Source organism: Frankia sp. Mgl5, from assembly GCF_023242985.1.
Classification (GTDB): domain Bacteria; phylum Actinomycetota; class Actinomycetes; order Frankiales; family Frankiaceae; genus Parafrankia; species Parafrankia soli.
Map to the genome: position 1 here is coordinate 1 of NZ_JALKFY010000728.1, position 4,109 is coordinate 4,109.

Sequence of the window (4,109 nt, forward strand, 5' to 3'; positions counted from 1 at the left end):
CAGCCGCCCGGCGAGGCTGCTCTCCAACACGTCCATGATCAGATATGTACCCGGAGCGGCCACGCAAGACACGCTCTAAGTCGAAGGCGCGGCGCATGATCGGGCCGACGAAGTCGCGGCTGGGCGGCGCGCGCGGCGACCTGCGCTGAGGGGCTCCTGTCCGTGCGGCGCACACTGCCTGGCCCGCCCCTCGGCGTAACGAGCCCGGAGCGACACCGTCGCCCCCGTACGATGCGCGGCGACCCCGCACCCGCCCCTTCGCCGAACGACGGCGAGAAGGACGCACCACCTCGAGATCACGCGGTGCGCCGAACGTTACCTGACCCGAAAGCCCTACTCGCCAAGATCGTCAGCGCCGCTTGACAAGCGTAGAAGCATCCCGGCTTGGACAGCCCCTCCGCGACGAGGCTCGCCGACGGCGGGAGTGTCCGACTAGTCGGACACTCCCAGCCATCAGGCGAAAGATCGAGGCTAGTCGCTGGTTGGTCAGGTTGGGGCGACCAATGGGTGGGAGTGGCCCACGTGGTCAAGCAGTGCTGCCAGTTCCGGTGGGGGTGGGGCGGTCGACCAGCGGTGCCAGTACAGCTGCAGACGCGCCCAGGGGCTCAGCCAGCCGCGGACCTGTCGCAGTGTGTCCTGCCAGAAGATGCGGCGCCGTGGATTTTTCCCCCGCCGCCCCGCGGTCCTCGCGGGGCGTTTCCTGGGCGTGGTCGGAGGGTGGCGCGCTCAGCAGGCTGAAGGTGAACGCCAGCATGACCAGCTGCCAGTGGCGCACGATGGCCTGTTCGGAACGGACCTGGAAGTCCGCCCAGCCCAGCTCGTGCTTGACCGGTTTGTAGTAGTGCTCGATTCAGTCCCGCAGCCGGTAGATCCGGTAGACCTCGGCCGCGTCCGCCTCGGCCACCGAGAGGTTGGTGGCCATGAACCAGGTCGAGTCGGCGGTGAGGACTGTCGGGTCGGCGGTGGCGGCGATCAGGCGGGTGCCCTGGGTGGGTCCGTAGCAGGGGCCCAGCTCCAGTTCGGCGACGTGGCGCACCAGCGGTCGGTTGTGGCTGTCGGTCAGCACCAGGCGCCGCCAGTTCGCCAGTCCGCCAGTGGCAGGCGGGCGGCGGCCTCGGCGGGGGTGAACGCCGGCGGGTGGGCGGGATCGGCGACGAACTGCCAGGTGCCGTGGCGGGGGCGCAGGGCCAGTACGTAGCGGATTTTGGCCGTCCGCAGGCGCCCCTCGAACTTGGGGTTCTCGCCGTAGATGCAGTCGGCGACCACCGCCCGGAAAGGCACTCCGGCGCCGCGGGCTTTCTCGATCAGGTCCCAGGCCAGCTCCGGTTTGGTGGCGAACGCCGGGTCCGCCTCGCCGCCGGGCAGCCGGGAGGCGGGCCGGTAGGGTCGCACCCCCAGCGGCACGTGGCGGCTGCCGTCAGCCCAGTGACTGGTGACGGCCACAACGCCGTTGGCGGTGCGGCCGAGCTTGCCGATGTACTGCTGGGCGGCCAGCACGATGCCATGGCCGCGCTTGCGGTCCCCGGTCTCGTCGATGATGAGCACCCCGTTGCCATGCGGCCCCAACTCCGGGTGCCGACGCCACAGGTCCACCCGCCGTGCGCCCAGGGCGTCGGGATCCCAGGGCGCGTCGTGCAGGAAGTGGTGCAGCCGCTGCCGGTCGGCGCCGGGGACCAGGGCGGCAAGCCCCGTCAGCGTCTTGTTGCGCTCCCGGGGCAGCAACAGGCCGATCAGATAGTGCCGCAGCGCGGTGCGCTCAGCCACACGACAGAACAGGTCGTCGAAGTCACCGCAGAACAGGTCGATCGCCTCCGCCGTCGGCGCGGTCGGCTTGCGAGGAGTGGCCATCGGGCACCTCCCACCGGAACGGCCCAGCCAGACACCACCAACCGTACGTCCGCCTTCCCAAACCTGACCAACCAGCGACTAGACGAGGCGGATGACGCGTTTGCCGCGGGCGTGGCCGGTTTCGGCGGCTCGGTGGGCGTCCTGGATTTCGTCCAGGGGATAGACGTGCTCGATGGTCGGGTGCAGGTCTCCCTTGTCGACGTGCTCGGCGAGGGTTTGCAGGTCCGCGCGTCGGGGGCGGGCGATTAGCAGGCGTACGCGCGGGCCGGGCAGGACGGTGGACAGCAGGGCGAACGGCATGGCGCTGGAGGTGATCGCAACAATGCGGCCGCCTGGGCGGAGGGCGCGACGGTAAGCGCGGAGCAAGGAGCCGTCGCAGTCGAGGATGGCGTCGAACTCCCGTTCCAGGGCGTTCGGCGGGGTGGTGGCGTAGTCGACGGTTCGGTCGGCGCCGAGTTCGCGGCAGAACGGGGCGCTGGCGGCGCTGGCGATGGCGGTGACGTGGGCACCCCAGGCGTGGGCCAGTTGGATCGCCGTGCTGCCGACGCCGCCGCTCGCGCCGACGACGAGCAGTCGTTGTCCGGAGCCTAGGCGGAGCATGTCCCGCAGGGCGCGCAGTGCGGTTACGCCGACCGAGGGCAGGCTGGCAGCGGCCACCAGGTCTGTGCCGCTGGGTGCGGCGGTGGTCGCCTTGGGTTTGGCGAGGATGTAATCGCAGGCCGCGCCCGTTCGTCCGGAGACGTCGCCGAGGATGCCCCACACGTGTTCGCCCACCATGAGACCGGTGACCTCGCTGCCGAGCTCGACCACCTCCCCGGCGAAGTCCAATCCGGTGCTCTTGGGGAAGCGTCGCCCGGTCATCAGACGCATCCCGCCGGAGCGGATCTTCACGTCGATCGAGTTGACGCTGGATGCGTGTACCCGAATGAGCACCTGACCCGGCCCCGGGGAGGGACGCGGGACTGTACGGACGGAGAGCACCTCGGGGCCTCCGTAACGGTCGTACTGGACGGCGCGCGTCATCGGCTGGTCAGGCGACATGGGCGGGATCCTTTGCCGGGGCTTCGGTGGACGAGGGCTGGGTGGCACGGCGTGGGCCGGCGACGAGCAGGGCGATGTCTCCGGCCATCAACGCGGTGGGAGTCACGGTCAGCCCGACGACTGTGATCGCCAGTTGCCACCATGGGGATGGCTCGGGCTACAGGTCCTCCTCCAAATAAGATACAAAACGTATCTTTGAGGCCCACCGTAGGGTGGCCAGGTAAGAAACACAACCGATCTGGAGCGGGAGGGCGTGTGACCTGTCCGGACGCCAAGCGGCAGGTCGCCACCCGACGCCGGGGCAGGCAGCTCGAACAGGCCATCTTTGCCGCCGTCCTGGAGGAGCTGGCCGAGACCGGCTACACCCGGTTGACCATCGAAGGCGTCGCCGCCCGCGCCCGCACCAGCCGCCCGGTCCTGTACCGCCGCTGGCCCAGCCGCGCGGCGCTGGTGCTCGCCGCACTGGTCGGCGGCATGCCCCGCATCGACGACCTGCCCGACACCGGGGAACTGCGCTCCGACGTCATCACCCTGCTGCGGACCGCCGCGTGCAGGTTCGCCGGCATCGACCAGGAGGTCCTCTGCGGTCTCATCGCCGAGACCAGCCGGGATCCCGAGCTCGCCGCCACCGTGCGTTCCACGGTCCTCCACGGCCAGGAGATGATGTCCGTCATTCTGGACCGCGCCGCCACCCGCGGCGAGATCACCAGCCGTCCCGGCCCCAGGGTCGCCACCCTGCCGCCGGTGCTGCTGTGCCACAACCTGCTCCTCTACGGCACCATCGACGAGGGGACGATCGCCGACCTAGTCGACGAGGTCTTCCTACCCCTGGTGCAGGCGTAAACGTGCACGCCCGGTTCGGCCTCGACCGGTCCCTCGGCCAAGTCGACTTCGGCGGCATACCCGCCGGATCGTCGACATTGATGCAGACTTCCTCGTATTCGATCACTCGCACCGCGGTTGACGGCCTGCTGGCCGGCGGAGAGCCGGTCCCAGCGGCCGCGGTAACGCACCCGGACCGGTGTGGGTGCGCTCTGGTAGGCACGAGCCCGCCAATACCACTTCCAGACCCGGATTCGTGCCGCTCAGGCAACTGTCAGACCGGCAGCAGCCACACAAAGAGCACTGTCACTGTAGTACTGATTCAGTTCTCGATCGGAGAGGTTCCGAGAACCTTGTACTCGGTGGGCTGGCCCTTGTCGTCGAGGGTCGTTGACAAC

Annotated in this window: 4 protein-coding genes; 1 reads left to right on the plus strand and 3 read right to left on the minus strand. The window is 69.5% G+C overall.

Annotated features, from left to right (window positions below; translation table 11 throughout):
* Positions 1-850: 850 nt before the first annotated feature.
* The 3 genes from MXD62_RS27100 to MXD62_RS27110 form a co-directional block, all read right to left on the minus strand.
* Positions 851-1,066: a hypothetical protein gene (locus MXD62_RS27100; RefSeq protein WP_248832240.1), complete on the minus strand. Its 216-nt coding sequence runs from the start codon at positions 1,064-1,066 to the stop codon at positions 851-853.
* A complete protein-coding gene (locus MXD62_RS27105; RefSeq protein WP_248832241.1) occupies positions 1,060-1,848 on the minus strand; it encodes a transposase in 789 nt (262 codons plus the stop codon). The genes MXD62_RS27100 and MXD62_RS27105 overlap by 7 nt, the downstream gene beginning before the upstream one ends.
* A gap of 78 nt (positions 1,849-1,926) precedes the next feature.
* Entirely contained in the window at positions 1,927-2,889 is a 963-nt protein-coding gene (locus tag MXD62_RS27110; RefSeq protein WP_248832242.1) for an NAD(P)-dependent alcohol dehydrogenase, read from the minus strand.
* A gap of 255 nt (positions 2,890-3,144) precedes the next feature.
* Here MXD62_RS27110 and MXD62_RS27115 point away from each other — a divergent pair, with 255 nt between their 5' ends.
* Positions 3,145-3,732: a TetR/AcrR family transcriptional regulator gene (locus tag MXD62_RS27115; RefSeq protein ID WP_248832243.1), complete on the plus strand. Its 588-nt coding sequence runs from the start codon at positions 3,145-3,147 to the stop codon at positions 3,730-3,732.
* Positions 3,733-4,109: the final 377 nt, after the last annotated feature.